The organism is Nocardia sp. 852002-51101_SCH5132738 (genome assembly GCF_001665695.1).
GTDB classification, from domain to species: domain Bacteria; phylum Actinomycetota; class Actinomycetes; order Mycobacteriales; family Mycobacteriaceae; genus Nocardia; species Nocardia nova.
Window position 1 is genome coordinate 132,190 of sequence record NZ_LZML01000183.1, and the last position, 15,448, is coordinate 147,637.

12 protein-coding genes are annotated in these 15,448 nt (G+C 68.2%); 5 read left to right on the forward strand and 7 right to left on the reverse strand.

The features are described 5' to 3' along the window. The first annotated feature begins 174 nt into the window (after positions 1-174). From A5789_RS27650 to A5789_RS27660, 3 genes are read left to right on the forward strand one after another with little or no spacing between them, the layout of a single operon-like run. The gene (locus A5789_RS27650; RefSeq protein ID WP_064905118.1) at positions 175-6,489 is read left to right on the forward strand and encodes a type I polyketide synthase; all 6,315 of its coding nucleotides are present in this window, start codon (positions 175-177) and stop codon (positions 6,487-6,489) included. Further along, entirely contained in the window at positions 6,486-7,445 is a 960-nt protein-coding gene (locus tag A5789_RS27655; protein ID WP_064905121.1) for an AvrD family protein, read from the forward strand. The genes A5789_RS27650 and A5789_RS27655 overlap by 4 nt, the downstream gene beginning before the upstream one ends. A 31-nt stretch (positions 7,446-7,476) precedes the next feature. Continuing rightward, a complete protein-coding gene (locus A5789_RS27660) occupies positions 7,477-8,256 on the forward strand; it encodes an ATP-binding protein (protein WP_064905122.1) in 780 nt (259 codons plus the stop codon). Positions 8,257-8,319: 63 nt separating this feature from the next. Here A5789_RS27660 and A5789_RS27665 read toward each other — a convergent pair whose 3' ends face one another. From A5789_RS27665 to mftA, 7 genes are all read right to left on the reverse strand, one after another. After that, positions 8,320-9,279, reverse strand: coding sequence for a DUF5996 family protein (locus A5789_RS27665; protein WP_064905153.1), 960 nt, complete (start codon positions 9,277-9,279; stop codon positions 8,320-8,322). A gap of 35 nt (positions 9,280-9,314) precedes the next feature. Next, positions 9,315-10,187, reverse strand: coding sequence for an NmrA/HSCARG family protein (locus tag A5789_RS27670; protein ID WP_064905124.1), 873 nt, complete (start codon positions 10,185-10,187; stop codon positions 9,315-9,317). Positions 10,188-10,337: 150 nt separating this feature from the next. Then, entirely contained in the window at positions 10,338-11,126 is a 789-nt protein-coding gene (locus A5789_RS27675) for a mycofactocin-coupled SDR family oxidoreductase (protein WP_064905125.1), read from the reverse strand. Continuing rightward, positions 11,126-12,298, reverse strand: coding sequence for a pre-mycofactocin synthase MftD (gene mftD / locus A5789_RS27680; RefSeq protein ID WP_064905127.1), 1,173 nt, complete (start codon positions 12,296-12,298; stop codon positions 11,126-11,128). Before mftD ends, A5789_RS27675 begins: the two co-directional genes overlap by 1 nt. A gap of 135 nt (positions 12,299-12,433) precedes the next feature. Beyond that, positions 12,434-13,615 (reverse strand): mycofactocin radical SAM maturase, encoded by a 1,182-nt coding sequence (gene mftC / locus A5789_RS27685; RefSeq protein ID WP_064905129.1) that lies wholly within the window; start codon positions 13,613-13,615, stop codon positions 12,434-12,436. Continuing rightward, entirely contained in the window at positions 13,612-13,917 is a 306-nt protein-coding gene (gene mftB / locus A5789_RS27690; RefSeq protein WP_227462963.1) for a mycofactocin biosynthesis chaperone MftB, read from the reverse strand. Before mftB ends, mftC begins: the two co-directional genes overlap by 4 nt. Further along, positions 13,907-14,017: a mycofactocin precursor MftA gene (gene mftA / locus A5789_RS36040; RefSeq protein ID WP_081879272.1), complete on the reverse strand. Its 111-nt coding sequence runs from the start codon at positions 14,015-14,017 to the stop codon at positions 13,907-13,909. The genes mftB and mftA overlap by 11 nt, the downstream gene beginning before the upstream one ends. Positions 14,018-14,094: 77 nt before the next feature. On the opposite strand from mftA, the gene mftR reads away from it, so the two are divergent. Together mftR and A5789_RS27700 are read left to right on the forward strand one after the other, a co-directional pair. Then, a complete protein-coding gene (mftR, locus tag A5789_RS27695) occupies positions 14,095-14,721 on the forward strand; it encodes a mycofactocin system transcriptional regulator (RefSeq protein WP_227462962.1) in 627 nt (208 codons plus the stop codon). Between the two features lie 225 nt (positions 14,722-14,946). Then, positions 14,947-15,126 carry a hypothetical protein gene (locus A5789_RS27700; protein WP_146098736.1) on the forward strand — a complete coding sequence of 60 codons (180 nt, stop codon included), beginning with the start codon at positions 14,947-14,949 and terminating at the stop codon, positions 15,124-15,126. Positions 15,127-15,448 lie beyond the last annotated feature (322 nt).

Consider the following 15,448-nt stretch of genomic DNA (forward strand, 5'->3'; position numbering starts at 1 on the left):
GCGCGAGGCGCCGGTACGCACCGGCGCCTCGCGCATTTGTGTGCGCTCGGAATTCGTTGACCGCTCCGAATCGCACACCATAAGCTGCACGCATCCGGTACAGGTGTCCGGAATTTGGACAACGCCGCGGTTCGTCCCGACGAATTCGGGCACTGTTCACAGCCAGGAGTGACAATGGTCGACATTGCGATAGTAGGTATCGGCTGCCGTTTTCCCGGTGGCATTTCCGATCCGAAAGGTTATTGGGATTTCCTGCTCGGGCGCGGCGACGGAATCGTGGATATTCCGCCGGACCGATGGAGCATCGATAAGTACTACGACCCGGATCCGGACGCACCCGGCCGGATGTACACCCGCCGAGGCGGCTTCCTCACCCAGTCGCTGTGGGACTTCGACGCCGACTTCTTCGGCATCGCCCAGCGCGAAGCCGCGATTCTCGATCCGCAGCAACGGCTGCTGCTGGAGGTCACCTGGGAGGCGCTCGACGACGCCGGGATGGCCGGGCGGGTGTCCGGCGGCCGGGTGGGTGTCTATGTCGGCGGCTTCATTCTCGACAACGCGCTCGGGCGCAGCGGGCCGCTGGTGCGGTCGGCGATCAACAACCACACCGCGATGAGCGCCTCGCACACGCTGCTGTCCAACCGGATCTCCTATCTGCTGGATCTGCACGGGCCGAGCCTGACCGTCGACACCGCGTGCTCGTCGTCGCTGGTGGCCACTCATCTGGCGGTGCGGGCGATTATCGCCGGTGAGTGCGAGACCGCGATCGTCGGCGGCGCCAATGCGATGCTGCAGCCGGAAACCTTCATCTCCATGTGCAAGGGCCGGTTCCTGTCCGTCGACGGCCGCTGCAAGACGTTCGAGGCCGGCGCCGACGGCTACGGCCGGGCCGAAGGGGCCGGCGCGGTGGTGCTCAAGACGGTCGATGCCGCCGCACGCGACAAGGACCGGATCTACGCGGTGATCCGCGCGACCGGCGTCAATCAGGACGGCCGGACTATGGCCATTCCGGTGCCGAATCCCGTTGCCCAGCAACAACTCGCCGCGCGGGTCCGCGAGGAGTCCGGCATCGCGGCCCGCGACATCGGCTATCTGGAGGCACACGGCACCGGCACCGCGGTCGGCGACCCGATCGAGATGAAGGCGCTCGGTCAGGTCTACGGCGCCGTCGACGGGCGGACCGCCGCGGTGCCGGTCGGATCGGTGAAGAGCAACTTCGGCCACACCGAAGCGGCGGCGGGGGTGGCGAGCCTGATCAAGGCCGCGCTGACCCTCCACCACGGCACGGTCGCGCCGCACTTCTCGCTGTCGAATCCCAACCCGGAGATCGCGTTCGACGAATGGCGCCTGCGGGTGCCGCTCGACAGCGAGCCGCTGCCGGGCACCCCCGGGCAGCGTGCGGTCGCGGTCAACGGATTCGGCTACGGCGGCACCAACGCCCACGTGATTCTGACCGAGGCGCCGGCTTCGGCCGCAAGCCCCGAACGACTCGACGTACCGCGGATCGCGCCGCTGTCGGGCCGCTCCGAGGCCGCGGTGCGCCAGACCGCGGCGGAACTGGCCCGAACCCTGCGCGACGACACCGTCGACTCGGTGACGGCGGCGCTGTGGACCCGGCGCGCGCACCATTCGCTGCGCACCGGATTCGTCTACCGCGATGCCGAGGATCTGCGTACTCAGCTGCACGACTTCGCATCCGGTGCGGGTAAGGCGCCCGCCCGCGCGGTCGGCGACGGTTCGGTCGAGCCGGTGTTCGTCTACAGCGGTATGGGCCCGCAGTGGTGGGGGATGGGCCGCGAACTGCTCACCGCCGACACCACCTTCGCCCGCGTGGCCCGCGAGGTCGACGCGGAATTCACCGCGGTGGCGGGGTGGTCGATTCTGTCGGAAATGCTTGCCGGGGAGCAGGATTCGAAGGTCGCGCAGACCGCCGTCGCGCAACCGGCGAACTTCCTGCTGCAGGTGGCGTTGACCGCCGAGCTCGCCGAGTACGGCGTGCGTCCGGCCGTGGTCGTCGGTCACAGTGTCGGAGAGGTCGCCGCGGCGTATGTGTCGGGCGCGTTGTCGCTCCGCGACGCGGTCCTGGTCAGCTATCACCGGTCCCGATTGCAGGCCACCACCGCCGGAACCGGGGGCATGCTCGCGGTCGGCATGCCCGAGGCGGACGTCCGGACCTTGCTGGCCGACAGCCCCGGCATCTCGATCGCGGCGGTGAACAGCCCCAGCGCGGTCACTCTCGCCGGCGACAGCGCCGATCTGGAGATGCTGCGCGATATGCTCTCGGCGACAGGGACTTTCGCGCGCATGCTGCGAGTCGAGGTGCCTTATCACAGCCATCTGATGGATCCGATTCTGGCGGATCTGGCCGACGCGCTGGCGGAGCTGACCCCGGGAGCGGCCACCGTGCCCAGCTATTCGACGGTCACCGCCGACGCGCTCGAGGGCACCGCGTGGACCGGGGCCTACTGGTGCCGCAACGTACGCGAACCCGTACGCTTCGCCGACGCGATATCGAGCCTGCTCGACGCCGGACATCGGGTCTTCGTCGAGGTCGGGCCGCATCCGGTGCTCAGCGGCAATATCCGCGAGCTGCTGATCCACCGCGGTGTGGTCGGCGCGGCGGTGAGCACGCTCTCGCGCGACCGCGACGACCGCCGCCACATCCTGCAGGCGGTGACGGACCTGTATGTCGCCGGTTCCCTCGACGGCACCAGGGTCCCCGGACATCCGGAGGCGGCGCGGTCGCCGTATGTCGCGCTGCCGAGCTACCCGTGGCAGCGCAAGCGGCTGTGGCACGACGAGCCGATCACGACGCGCGACAAACTCGGCGCCGCGAACAGCCCCGCGCTGCTGGGCGAGACCACGGTCGGCGCCGGATCGGAATGGGAAGTGCAGCTGTCGGTGTCGCGACTGCCGTGGCTTCCGGATCATGTCGTCGACGGCCATGTGGTGCTGCCCGGCGCGGCCTACCTCGACGCGGCCCTCAGCGCGGCGGCCGAGCGGACGGGCCGCAGCCGGATCGGGCTCGAGGACATCGAATTCGTCGCACCGCTGGTGATCGACGAACACGACGTCCCCGTCCTGCGCGTCACGGTGGAGGAGAGCACGCGGCGTTTCGCCGTCCACTCCCGCCCGGCCTCGGCCGAGGTCTGGACCCGCAACGCGGTCGGACGGCTCGTCGAAACCGATTTCGACACGGCGGTCGAACCGTTCGGCGCGCCCGAGGGAGCGGCCGTGGTGGCCGGCGCCGACCTGTACACGGGCCTGGCCGCGCGCGGTCTCGACTACGGCCCGGCGTTCCAGCGCATCGTCTCCGCGGTCATCGGCGGCGATACCGTGCTGGCCAGCGTCACCGGCGATGCGCCCGCGAATCCGGACCACCCGCACCTGGCTCATCCCGCGGTGGTGGACGCGGCGTTGCAGTGCGTCGCCGCGCTGGCCGCCGACAGCGGTCCCGACGCGGGCGCGATCGTCCCCGCAGCCATCGGCAGCGTCCGCCTGCTGGCCCCGCTGCCGCAGCGGCCCCGGGTGGTCGTCACCCGGCGCGGCACCGATCCCTTGCGCGCCGATATCGCCATCCTCGACGAGGACGGCGCGGTGTCGATGCGGATGACCGGGGTGGAGTTCCGCCCGGTGTCGGTGCGGCCCGATGTGGTCCATCAACTGGGTGGGGTGTTCTACCAGCAGGTGTGGGAAGAGGTCGACTACGGCGAGTTGCCTTCGGCGACAGCAGGATTGGTCGTCATCGGCATCGGCGCCGATACCGCCGAACGGGTCGCCGCCCTGGCCGGCGCGGACTCGGCGACGAGTGTGGTGCTCGCCGATGTGGACGAGATCGACGAGGAGCGGCTGCGTGCGGCGCTCACCTCGGCAACCGGTCCCCGGCACGTCGCCGTGGTGGCCTGCGGTGATGCGCCCGCCGACGGCACCGTCTACGCCCTCGCGCGGATCGCGGCGGTAGTGGAAGCGCTGCTCGCCGAGGACGATTCGACCGATCTGCGGTGCGTGGTGATCACCGAGCACGCCCTGTGCACGCCGTCCGACACGGCCACTCATCCCGAACACGGGGCGCTGGTCGGGGCGCGACGGGCGCTGCTCAACGAGCAGCCGGCGGCCGGATGGCGTCTGCTGGACCTCGACGGGGCGGGCTGGGACGACTGCCGCGCACTGGTTGTCGCCGACGACATCGGTGACGAGATCGCGGTGCGCGCGGGCACCCCCTGGGCCGTGCGGATCGCGCAGAATCTGGACGATTATCTGCGGCAGCGTGATACTGCCCGGCCGCTCACCGATCCGGAAGCCGGATTCGAGGCCGAGATTCCGCGTTCGCGGCTGCTGTCGGATCTCGCGTTGCGCGAATCCCCGCGGCGCGCGCCCGGACCGCGCGAGGTCGAACTGCGGATGGATGCCGTCGGTCTCAACTACAAGGACGCCATGAAGGTCCTGGGCGTGCTGACCGAGAAGGAACTCGGCGACACGTACTTCGCCATGACCGTCGGTATGGAGGGCTCGGGTGTGGTGACCCGGGTCGGGGCGGATGTCGACGAGGTTGCCGTGGGTGACCGGATGATGGTGTGCGCGGGCGACATCCTGCGCCGCTATGTGACGATGCCGGTCGACGCGGGCGCCTCGCTCCCGCATCGGCTCGATCCCGGCGAGAGCTACGATCCGCTCACCTGTGGTTCCGGATTGCCGTATCTGACAGCGGATTTCGGTCTGCGGACGCTGGCGCGGCTGCAACCCGGTGAGACCGTGCTCGTGCACGGTGCGGCCGGCGGCATGGGAATGGCCGCGGTGCAGGTCGCCCAGCACATCGGCGCCCGCGTCATCGGCACCGCCAGTACGGAATCGCGACGCGATCAGGTGCGGCAGCTGGGCGTCGACGATGTCCTGAACTCGCGGTCCGCGGGGTTCGCCGACGAGATCGCGGCCTTGACCGGTGGCCGTGGCGTCGATGTGGTCTACAGCTCCGCGCCGGGTGAGATCCTGCGCCAGAACTTCCGGGTCGCAGCGGAATTCGGCCGGATCGTCGATATCGGCAAGGCCGACATCTACGGCGGCGGTGTGATCGACCTGGCCCCGTTCGACCGCAACCTGACCTTCTTCGCGGTGGATATGGACCGGGCGCTGGCCCACGATCCGGAAATTCTGCGGGCGCCGCTGCGGATCGCGCAGCAGCGGCTGCAGGACGGCACCTACCGCTACCTGCCCTATACGGCGTATCCGGCCTCGGAGTTGCCGGCCGCGTTCGAAAGTGTCGCGCGCTCACAGCATGTGGGTCGCGTGGTGATCGATATGCGGGAGCAGGAGCCCGCGGTGCGGCCACCACTCGGGCATCCGGTGATCGACCCGGACGGGGTCTATCTGGTCACCGGTGGATTCGGCGGATTCGGTCTGGCCACCGCTCGCTGGCTGGCCCGCTCGGGAGCACGGCGGCTGGTACTGGTGGGCCGGCACGGCGCCGTCACGCCGCAGGCCGTCGCCCAGGTGGCGGCGTTCAGCGAGGCGGGCATCGAGGTGGTCGAGGAACGCCTGGACATCGCCGACTACGCCGCGACCGTCGCACTGCTGCAACGGATTCGGAGCACCGCGCCGCTGCGGGGCATCTTCCACGCCGCCGGTGTCGTGGACAATCTGCCGATTCCGCAGATCACGCGCGACTCGCTGAGCGGATTGTTCACCAAGGTGCGCGGCGCCTACAACCTCGACCGCGCACTCACCGCGACCGGGATCGAGCCCGACATGTTCGTGCTCTACTCCTCGATCAGCGCGCTGGGCTGCATCACACCGCAGGTCGGCTATGCGGCGGCCAATGCCGCACTCGACGGTCTGGCCGCGAGCCGGCGCGGTCGTGGTGCCGCGGCGCTGTCGGTGAACTGGGGCTTCATGGCCGGTGGCGGTATGGCCGACGGCAGTGAGGCGCTCGTCGGGTACGTCAAGATGCTGGGCTTTCGCCCGATCGATATGGATCGCGCGACGGCGTTGCTCGCGGAATGCCTCGCGCTGGACACCGCGCAGGTCGCGGTCGCCGATATCGACTGGGGTGTGTGGGCGAGCGGCGCCCGGCCCTCGGTCGAGACCCGGCGCTTCCGGCAACTGCTGGCCGATGCCGGCGTCGGCGGTGAAGGGCAGGGCAGTTTGCGCGGCGAGGTGATGGCATTGCCGCCCGAACAGCGCGCCGATTTCGCGGCCCGCCAGCTCGCCGAGCAGTTGGCAGTGGTGCTGGGCGTCGCCGTCGAGACGGTCGATATCGACGAACCGGTCACCAATGTGGGAATGGATTCGCTCATGGCCATGGAATTCGGCGCTCGTGCCGAGAAGTCACTGGAAGTGAAGATCTCCGCGCTGGAGCTCAGTCGCGGACTGTCGTTGCGCGGCATCGCGGCCCGGGTGGTCGAGCGGTTCGGCGAAAGCTCCGCGAGCGAACCGGTGGCCATCGTCGCCGCCGGTCCGGCCGACGATCCCGAGGACGAGGCGGATGCGGCATGAGTACCGGACAGATCGCCTATCCCGATATCGATACGGTGCTCGGAGATCGGACCGGCCGATTCTTCGGTGAAGGCTACAAGCGCATCGGCCACGAGATCTTCGACATCACCGTCGAGCCGCGGCCGACGGGGCCGGCACTGACCGCCGTCGCCGGGGTGCGCTACCCGCTGGACTGGTCGCAGAAGAGCACCCGGGTACTCACCCCGCACCTGAGCAGCATCGACTGTTCGATCTTCGGGTACCGGCTGCTGGCGGTGATCCTGCGCGAGTGCGGTCTGAGCGATGCCGACATCAGCCGGTGCTGGATGCCGTTCGTGCAATTCAGCAGCGGCACGGTCGCCACCGAGAACCTGGACCGGTTCCCGATCGAGGCGGCCGTCACGGGCAGTACGGCGAATACCTTGACCATTTCCGGATCATTCGGCAGCACAATGGAATTGGAGGCCGTTGTCGCGCTGCCCACCCCACCCCGGTTCCCGGCGCCGGGTCCGGCGCGGACGGTGGCCGAGTCGGTGGGCGGCTACTCGCACGGTCCGGTCTACGGGCGCAGCCAGTACCTGCGCGATATCCGCCTCGACGGCGAGGGGACGAGCGCGAGTGCGGAATTCACTCTCTCGCTGGGGGATTCGGACGCGTCGGGCACCGGAGTCGCCGATTTCTACCAGCCCTCGATCACCTTGGTCGACGCCACGGTGATCCTGGCGCAACTGTCGCAGGTCGTGCTGTACGAGCTGGACAATATCGCCCGCAAGGACAGTGAGACGTTGTGGATGCGCCGGATGACCGCGCGGGCGGAGGCGCCCCCGCCGCCGTATACGCCGGGTTCGGCGACCACGCGGATGGGGCGCTCGATGGTTCTGGGATTCGGCGGGGGTAAATGGCGGATCTCGAATTGGGAGTCGGAATTCGCCGGCTGCTCGATCCGCTACGACCTCGCCCACCAGCTACCGGCCTGATCTCGAAAAAACTTCTCTCGAAAGGCTTTCCATGTCCGGAACAAACTATCGGCGCATCGTCGTCTCCGGCACGTACTCCACCGGTAAGACGACCACGTCCACCGCGCTGGCGCTGCTCACCGGCATCCCACGGGTCGACGCCTCCTCGGCGCGCGAGGTGGTGACCGAATTCTTCCCCGGGATGCGTTTCCAGGATCTGAACACCACCGAACTGATGGCGCTGGGCTTTCGCCGCCTGGAGTTGCGCATCGAGGCCGAGACGTTGCTCGAGGCGCAGGGCAACGGTTTCATCGCCGACGGATCGGTGCTCAACGAATGGGTCTACGGTGCGACCCGCCTGATCACCGGCCCGAATCCGGGGTCCACCCGCTTCCACAAGATCGTCAAGAACACCGTGACCCTGCCGGGCCGCCCGTTCTTCCGGCGCTACCTGGACGCCTACGGCGAGATGGCGCGCCAGCGCGCCCGCAAGGGCTACGACATCTTCTTCCACCTTCCGGTGGAGGTGCCGATGGATCCCGACGGACATCGTCCGGTGGACGAGCGCTACCGTGCGATCTCCGACAGCAAACTGCTGCACACCATCAGCGAGCTGGGGGCGCCCGTGGTGACAGTGCGCGGCACCCCTGAACAGCGGCTCGAGCAGATCGTGCAGGTGCTCGACATTCCGACCGTCATGGATATCGATGTGGCGGTGAAGGAGGCGGTCGAGTTCGTCCGCACCAGCCGGGAACGGGTCCAGGAGATGATCATCTCCCAGGCGCAACCGCACACCCTGGGACGTAAGCTCCGCTTCGCCGTGCGGGTGTAGCGCGTCGGACCCCGCGGCCGGCTCGCATCGGTGCGAGCCGGCCGCGGCGCTGTGTCGCGTCCGTCAGCGCAGCGACCAGGGCGCGGCCGCTTTCTTCTCGGCCCACCGATGCGGATCGCATTCGAGTTCGGCGCGATCCCACCGGCCCAATTCGGCTGCGGCCGCATATGTTTCGCGCAGAAAGGCCGCGACCACGGCGTTCGGATCATCCGCCGTCCGCACGGTCTCGTACGGAAGGACGAATTCCCCCAGCGCGGCGTCGTAGCCCGCCCCCGGCACCTGCAGCTGCCGCTCGCGGTAGCCCTCGGGTTCGGGATATGCGTAGGCGTAGAACGCGCCTTCCTCGCCGCCGCCGGGCCAGAATCCGCAGCTGCTGAGTTCGTGGGAATACCCCTCCACCATGACCCAATCGGCACAGTGCGGCGCACCGCCGCCGTGTTCCGGCGCGGTTCGCCCCGAAAACCGGGTATAGGCGAGATCCATCGCGCCCCAGAAGAAATGCACCGGACTGGACTTGCCGACATATCCCGACCGGAATTCGCCGAGCGCGCGATTCGCATGCACGAGCTGGCGCCAGAACGTCCGCGCGGACTCCGGATCGTAGGAGGCGTGCCGGGTATCCTCGGCGAACGGAATGGACGGATCGACCTCGTTCGGCCGCCCCTGAATCCGCGTCCGCAACCCGAGCTCGTCGAGCGCCTGCATGGTTTCGGCGTAGAACTGCGCCACAGTTTTCGGTGCGAGCGCCACACTGCGCATATCGCCGGTGTCGGCGCGGATCACCAACCGATCCGCGAGAAAGTCGAATTCGATATCGAACAGCCGATCACCGTAGGGAATCGCCGGCGTCATCAGCCCCCGCGGGCTCACGAAAAGCGTGACCTGCCACCAGTGATTCAACAACGGAGCATGCGCGAGCCGAACCTTCCCCACGATCTGCATCCACATATGCAGGGTCTCCCGCGTCTGCGCCCACTCCGCAACCCGCAACCGCGGCCACGCGGTGGAATTCGTCTCCGACATATCGATGGTCCCTTCGTTGTCGATGTCGATTCGAGTCACGGATTGCGAGGAGATTCCGCCGCTACCGCGGGAAGGGTCCATAGCGCCCAACTACGAAACGACGTCCACTCGACCTCGGGCGTCGCGCGATGCAGAGCCTCGATGTCGACGCGGTAGCCGTCGGCGTCGAGGAATGCCCACATGGCGTGCATATCCGGATTGCCGATGGCCTCGAGCGACGTCTGCCGATGGACGACGGGCCGGCCCAGCGCGTCACCGATGTCGGCGGCCATGTCGGCGGGTGTGGGGGCGTCGCCGGCCAGTTCGACGCGCTCGCCGAGATAGCGGTCCGGCTCGCGCAGTACATGAGCGACGAACTGCCCGAGATCTTCTCGCGCAAGCTGCTGTAGCGGGCGATCGGAAGGTATGGGTAGCTCCAGCACGCCGTCGAGAAGCTCCCGGCGGCCACCGAGCGCGTTGTCGAAGAAATATGTCGGTGCGACGACGGTCGCCGGCAGACCACTGGCCGTGAGTTCCTGCTCGATCACCGCTTTGCTCTCGAAATGCGGAATCATCGTGTTCTGGTCCGCCGACGCCACGGAACTGAACACCAGATGCGGCACCCCCGCATCGCCGGCCGCCCCGATGATCGCCCGCCCCTGCCGGACCTCCGCATCCACACCCGTCTCGAACGGTGTGGTCAGGGCGAACACGCCCGCGACATTCGCCATCGCCGCCGCGAGCGCGGCCCGGTCGTCCAGCGATCCGCTCACGAGTTCCGCGCCGCGCTCACCGAGCCGCTGCGCCCCACGGCTCCGCGGATCGCGCACCATCGCGCGCACCGCCACCCCGCGCGACAGCAATGCGTCGGCAACAGCGCCGCCTTGTCCCCCCGTAGCTCCGAGTACCAATACTGGCGGATGTGTCACCGCACTCCAATCCGGTCGATTGGTCAGAAGTACCGACAGGCTACGTCAGCGCAATCGAGAGTGACGCGACCTACACCACCGGCGCCGAACGTGTGGTGGACGGTGGGGGGCACCCAGTTGTGACATCCGGCCGCTCGAGCGCTTCGGCAGTCATCCCAGGAATCCGCCGTCGGCGTGCACCACAGTTCCGGTGACGGCGGCGGATTCGGGGGTGCACAGCCATACGATGGCGGCGGCGACCTCGTCCGGTTCGAGGATGCGGTCGAGGAGTTGGTGAGAGGCGAATTCCTCGACGGTGTCGAGGTGGTAGATGCGGGCGGTTTCGGTGAGCAGGGCGGTGCGGGTGGAGCCAGGGGAGACGGCGGTGGCGGTGATGCCGGTGCCGCGCAGATCGTGAGCGAGTCCCTTGATCAGACCGACGACGGCGTGTTTGGCCGCGTTGTAGCCGGAGAGATGCCACATGCCGTGATGGGCGGCGGCGGAGGCGAGGGCGATGAAGCGGCCGGTGCGAGGTTCGGGGCGAGCGAGCATCGCGGGGATGGCGACCCTCGCGAGGTTGGCGATGCCGTGGACGCCGATGTCGAACATGGGCTCCCAGTCGGAGTGGGTGGTTTCCCACAACGGCCGGCCGCCGGTCATGACGGCCGCGGCGGCGACGGCCGCGTCGAGCCGGCCGAACCTGTCCAGCGCGATTTCGACTGCGCCGCCGAGGCTTTCGACGTCGCGCACATCCGCTTCGACATCGACGACCGTCCCCGCGTGCGCGGCGGCCACCGCCGCGAGCTGGTCGCGGGTGCCGAGCGGGTAGCCGAGAGCGGGATCGTCGCGGCAGATGTCGACGGCCACGACGCGCCAGCCCGCGGCGGCGAGCCGGTGCACGGTGGCGGCGCCGATGCCCCGGGCGGCGCCGGTGACGATGGCGACCGGGGCGGGGGCCACTACATGCCTCGGGTGAAGCCGTCGGGGACGATGACGTCGTCGGGGGTGAGGTCGTGGATGGAAGCGTGGCCGAGTCCGTACAGGGCGGAGTCGATGCCTTGGCGGATGACCTCGAGGACGTTGTGGACGCCGCGGTCGCCGGCGGCGGCCATGCCCCACAGGTAGGGGCGGCCGATCATGACCGCGTCGGCGCCGAGGGCGAGTGCCTTGACGACGTCGCTGCCGCGCCGGATTCCGCCGTCGAGCAGGATTTCGACCTGTCCGCCGACGGCCTGAACCACGCTGGGCAGCATGCGGATCGCGGCCGGGGTGGTGTCGAGGTTGTTGCCGCCGTGGTTGGAGACGGAGATGGCGGTGGCGCCGATGTCGACGGCGCGTTTGGCGTCGTCGGGGCGGCCGATGCCCTTGATGAGGAACGGGCCGTCCCATTGCTGCCGCAACCAAGCCAGGTCGTCCCAGGTGACCGGTGGGGTGCCCATCCATTCGCCGTAGGCGCCGAAGAAGGTCGGGCCCTGCTGCCCGCGCGGGACGAGGTTGGGGGTGGTGAGGTCGGGGAGTTTGCCGGAGCGGGCGAAGCGCAGCAGCCAGCCGGGTTTGGTGACGACCTGGGGCGCGAATCGCACCGCGGTCTTCAGGTCGATCCTCTCCGGCAGTGGCGGGCTGCCCCAGTCGCGGGCGGTGGCGAACACCCAGTCGAGTGTGACGATGATGCCTTTGGCGCCGGCTTCTCGGGCGCGGTCGAGGCGGGCGACCATGTCGTCTTTGCTTCCGAGCCAATAGATTTGGAAGAAGGTCTTGTCGTTGGCGGCGATGACCTCCTCGATCGGTTTGGAGCCGAACGACGACAGGCCGAGCGCGGTGCCCGACATCGCGGCCCCGCGTGCGACGCCGACCTCTCCCGCGGGGTCGACCGCTTGGACGCCGGTGGGGGAGCAGATGACAGGCATCGAGATGTCTTGTCCGAGAACGGTGGTGCTCAGGTCGCGGGTGGCGGGCAGGTCGGCGATGTGCGGGCGCAGGCCGAGTTCGGTGAAGGCGGCGGCGTTGTCGTCGAGGGTGGCGCCGGCTTCGGAGCCGGCGAGCAGGGCCAGGTAGACGGCCTTGGGGACGCGCTTCTTCGCGCGGCGCTGGGCCTCGGCGACCGATTCGAACCAGTCACGGGTGCTTGCCATGAGAATCCTTGTGCTGAAAGTGAAGTGCGTGCTGCGAGCCGTTGGTGTTACCGAAGCGACTGAGGGTCTTGAACAGTTGGGCAGGAGGTACAGCAGGCCGCGACGAGACTTCGTTTGGTCGGATGGTTACGGAGGTCAGGTGAGCCCGGCGAGGGGGCTGGTGTCGCACGCTCGATCGGGAGCGGTGGTGCGACCACGCGTGGGTATGCCGAGGGCTACCGCTCGACGGGGTGCTGCGGTGCGCGAATGGTTCTTGTCCGGCTGCGGTTTCGCGCCGACGCCGGCCAGGGCGAGTTCGGCGTTGCCCTTGACGCATTCGGGGTCCGGCCCGTCCAGGGGTAGTCCGGTGAAGAATTTGGCGGCCATGCATCCGCCCTGGCAGGCGTCGTAGGCCGAACACGACGTGCACGCGCCACCGGTCTGTGGTTGCCGCAGCCGCTCGAACAGATCCGATGTGCGCCAGACCTTTTCGAATCCACCGGTGTAGCGGACGTTGCCCGCGAGGAATTCGTCGTGGATGGCGAACGGGCAGGCGTAGACGTCGCCGACCGGGTCGACCAGGCACACCACGCGGCCCGCGCCGCACAGGTTCAGTCCGGCGATCGGGGTGGAGCCCAGGGCGTTGAGGTGGAAGAACGAGTCGCCGGTGAGCACGCCTTCGCCGTGGGCGACGAGCCAGTCGTAGATCTGCAACTGCTGGGCGGTGGTCGGGTGCAGCTCGTTCCATACGTCGGCGCCGCGTCCGGACGGGCGCAGCCGGGTGATGCGCAGCTGGGCGCCGAACCGGTCGGCGATGGCCTTGAACTCGTCGAGCTGATCCACGTTGTGGCGGGTCATCACGACCGAGATCTTGAAGTTCTCGAACCCGGCGTCGGCCAGGTTGCCCATGGCCCGCATCGCGGTGTCGAAGGATCCGGGACCGCGGACCGCGTCGTTGACCTCGGCGGTGGCGCCGTCGATGGAGATCTGCACATCCACGTAGTCGGTGGCCGCCAGCTGCCGGGCCCGCTCGGGGGTGAGCCGAATCCCGTTGGTGGAGAACTTGACTCCCACATGATGGGCGACCGCGTAGTCGAGCAGTTCCCAGAAGTCGCCGCGGACGGTGGGTTCGCCGCCGCCGATGTTGACGTAGAAGACCTGCATGCGTTCGAGGTCGTCGATGAACGCCTTGCATTCGGCGGTCGACAGCTCGCGCGGGTCGCGGCGGCCCGACGACGACAGGCAGTGCTCACACGCGAGGTTGCAGGCGTAGGTGAGTTCCCACGTCAGGCAGATCGGGGCGTCGAGACCGTGTTTGAAATGTTCGACCAGTTTCATCGGTGATCCTGTTCCTCGGCACCGGCGGGGCGCGGGACTATGGTGCCCGCCTGCAGCAGACCGGCGAGCGCCTTCACATAGCTGGGACGTTCGGTCTCGGCCACCCCCGCGGCCGCCAGCGCGGCGGCCGCGTCGGGCTGCTCGGCCAGTCCCTGCACGACCGCCACCAGCTGCTTCGTTTTCAGAAACGACAGCCGCCGGGTGGTGAAGTCGTAGACCAGCGCTCCGAACGGCTCGGGCCGCAGCGAGATCGAGAGCGCGAGCCGATAGGAGCCGGCCGGATCGAAGCCGTCAGTAGACACCGCACATGCCATCGATCGAGACATCCTCGACGAGCAGGTCGTCTTCGACGAGCGCGTCCTCGGCGGGGACTACTGTCTGGCTGGTGATGGGTTCGTTCATGACCGCTCCTAGGGGATGGGATCGGGGTAACGGGTGTGAGGCACAGCATAATGTCACCGAGTGACAAAATGGAAGGGGTGACGGCGGAAAAACCCGTCACGCCTCGCGTCAGGGCGGGGCGCAAGCCCTCTACCAGCGCGGACGAGTTGGAACGAGTCGCATTCGAATTGTTCGAACAGCGCGGGTTCGACGACACCACCGTCGAGGACATCGCGGCCGCCGTCGGTGTCAGTAAGCGGACCTTCTTCCGCTACTTCGAATCGAAGAACGACGTCGTGTGGGGCAATTTCAGCGACCAGCTGCAGGCGATGCGCGATCTGTTCGACCGGTGTCCGCCCGAACAGCCGGTCGCCGACGCGGTCCGCAGTGTGGTGGTCGAGTTCAACCGCTTCGACCCGGCTCAGGTGCCCTGGCACCGCAAGCGCATGGAGTTGATCCTGAAAGTGCCCGCGCTGCAGGCGCATTCGACGCTGCGCTATCAGGAGTGGCGCAACGTGGTCGCCGAGTTCGTGGCGGCCCGGCTGGGGGTCGGCACTCGTGACCTGCTCGCTCAGGTCGCGGGACACTGTGCCCTCGGTGTCGCGATCGCCGGATACGAACATTGGCTCGACCATCCCGATCAGGAACTCACCGATATCCTCGACCGTGCGCTGCGGAGCTGGGGTTCCGGATTCGGCGCCCAGGCGGTGACCGCGGAGGGGTAGGGACTACGTAGGAACGCGCTGCGTAGGAAAAGTACGTAGTTCTACGGTGGTCGATCGCCCGAGTGGAAGGAAGGCTGGACCGAAGTCAGGCCGGCACTACCGCTCGGGGACGAAGATGAACGCAGAGAATCGGCAGCGGCGCTGCGGTGGCAGCGCGACCTCGGCCCTCCCGGCGCCGTGCTGAGGCCCGGCAGGGGAGGCGACGCCGCGCACAACGATGTGCACGTGCGTATCTGGCTGGGTGGCACGGCCTTCGATTACCGGACCGCCGCCGCGGCGGTGGACAACATCGTCCGGGACTGGCGGCGCAAGCGCTGGTGCACGCTCGAATTCGTTCTCGGCACGATCGACGGGCGTCTCCCGGAGACCCGCTTGCCGAACGAGCGGCTATTCCTCGGACCGTAAATCGGAATTACGCGCATGACATCTCCGGTATCGCGGCTCGTGGTGTCCTTCGCGGAATCGGTCGTATCGGAAGGTTATGCTCGGAGCCTGCCGGAATTCACGGCGAGTGCCGGACAGCAAAGGCGCTGTTCAGTAGTATCGACAAGGTGTGGTACAACGGTTTTCCGCACAGCGTGGGCCGTAACAGGTCACTCCGCGTGACATCGTCGTGCGCAGGAGTGAAACAATGCTCGCCGGGGCGGCGTCCCCGGGTCGGACACAATGCCGACACAAGCTTCCGAAACCGTGGCGTGGCGGGGGGATCGACCCGCTCGACAAAACG

Excerpts from the sequence above, each read along its gene's own strand:
- mftD (WP_064905127.1), bottom strand. The coding sequence starts at position 12,298 with ATGGCAAGCACCCGTGACTGGTTCGAATCGGTCGCCGAGGCCCAGCGC.
- A5789_RS27665 (WP_064905153.1), bottom strand. The coding sequence starts at position 9,279 with ATGTCGGAGACGAATTCCACCGCGTGGCCGCGGTTGCGGGTTGCGGAG.
- mftC (WP_064905129.1), bottom strand. The coding sequence starts at position 13,615 with ATGAAACTGGTCGAACATTTCAAACACGGTCTCGACGCCCCGATCTGC.
- mftA (WP_081879272.1), bottom strand. The coding sequence starts at position 14,017 with ATGAACGAACCCATCACCAGCCAGACAGTAGTCCCCGCCGAGGACGCG.
- A5789_RS27655 (WP_064905121.1), top strand. The coding sequence starts at position 6,486 with ATGAGTACCGGACAGATCGCCTATCCCGATATCGATACGGTGCTCGGA.
- A5789_RS27650 (WP_064905118.1), top strand. The coding sequence starts at position 175 with ATGGTCGACATTGCGATAGTAGGTATCGGCTGCCGTTTTCCCGGTGGC.
- A5789_RS27660 (WP_064905122.1), top strand. The coding sequence starts at position 7,477 with ATGTCCGGAACAAACTATCGGCGCATCGTCGTCTCCGGCACGTACTCC.